Annotated in this window: 1 protein-coding gene; it reads left to right on the top strand. The window is 23.9% G+C overall.

The features are described from left to right. Nucleotides 1–586 precede the first annotated feature (586 nt). Nucleotides 587–898: a helix-turn-helix domain-containing protein gene (locus GBZ86_RS15925; protein ID WP_152892283.1), complete on the top strand. Its 312-nt coding sequence runs from the start codon at nt 587–589 to the stop codon at nt 896–898. The last annotated feature ends 485 nt before the right edge of the window (nt 899–1383 follow it).

Here is a 1383-nt window from a genome sequence, read left to right as displayed (position 1 = left end):
TCTTTTTCTTCTTTTAAGTACTTTCTATTTGATTTATTTTTTGTCATAGTTAAACTCTCCTTATTATTCTCTAAATTTGAGAATACCATTAATTTGTTTCTACGACAACTATCTTACCACCTAGGGATCTCCCGTAAGTTTCATTTATAGAGTAGCATAAAAATTAAAGAAATTCAAAAAGCAGATTATCAGTCTGCTTATTAGTCATACCTAAAAATAAATTTTAAAATAATATTTCTAGGTAACAAAAAGCTTTCCCAGAAAAATTTTATTTTCTAGGAAAGCTTGATATAAAAAAATATCTTATCTTAATGACATTGATTAATTAAGTGTATTTTTTTATTTTAAAGCAAATAATTTTATTAAACTTATTCTAGTTAGAAGTATTAATATTTTGTTCAAATTAAAAGATGAACTGTTCATATTTAAAAATGAACAGTTATTTTTGAATAATTTTATTTAGAATAGAGGTTTTTTCATAGTAAAATCTAAATTAATATTATGTTCACATCTAAGAAATTAACAGTTCAAGTATAAAATAAATTGTTAACTTCTTAGATATAAACACTTGAAAGGATTTAAAGCTATGGAAAAAACATTAAAAGAAATATTAGAGAAGTATTATTTAATTCCTAAGAATTTTATAGATTTTAAAGAAGAAATATATTGTTCAAGTAATATGTTTGAACAATTATTACAAGAGTTTTCTGTAAATGAAGCATACCAAGAAGAAAAAGAACTAAATCATATTTGTATAGTTAAAAGAAAAATAGGTAAAAAACTTTCATATGAACAAGTTGAACAAATAAAAAATGATAAAAGAAGTTATAGATCATTAGCTAAAGATTATAAAGTTAGCCTTGGAACGATATCTAAAATTAAAAACAATAAATATTAATTTAAAATATATCTGTATGAAGAATAGAGTATGGACAAGATTGGTTCAAAACTTATAAGTATTGATAATTAAATGTTTTAGTACTATTTCTAATATTATAAAATATAGAAACTTGTCAAATGTAGAATATTATGTTAATCTAAAAACAAGTATTTTTGAGTAAAAAAAATGCTTTGTGAGTGCTAGAACACTTACAAAGCAGTTACTCAGTTAAACGCACTAACTGAATAGCGAATTACTTTTAGTTTATCAAACTTTTAAATAAATGTAAATGATAAAATTTTAAGTGAGTGGTGAAAGCAAAACAAACCACTATAATCTAAAATAAGGGTTACTCCACCCGATGCAGAAAGATGGAGCGTTATACATAGCTTATTACTTGTGTTACAGCAATGATTGTATAACGTAGGTGAACGCTACCGTGAAAGGCGTGGTATGGGTTACTGGATATAAAAAAATTTATATCGTATATGTTGGAAGTGCTT

It is taken from the genome of Clostridium tarantellae, assembly GCF_009295725.1.
Taxonomy (GTDB): Bacteria; Bacillota; Clostridia; order Clostridiales; family Clostridiaceae; genus Sarcina; species Sarcina tarantellae.
The sequence above is the reverse complement of the archived record's forward strand: the minus strand, read 5'-3'. Positions and strand labels throughout refer to the sequence as shown.

What these genes read in the sequence shown, in the direction of transcription:
- GBZ86_RS15925 (WP_152892283.1), top strand. Translation starts at nt 587, where the DNA reads ATGGAAAAAACATTAAAAGAAATATTAGAGAAGTATTATTTAATTCCT.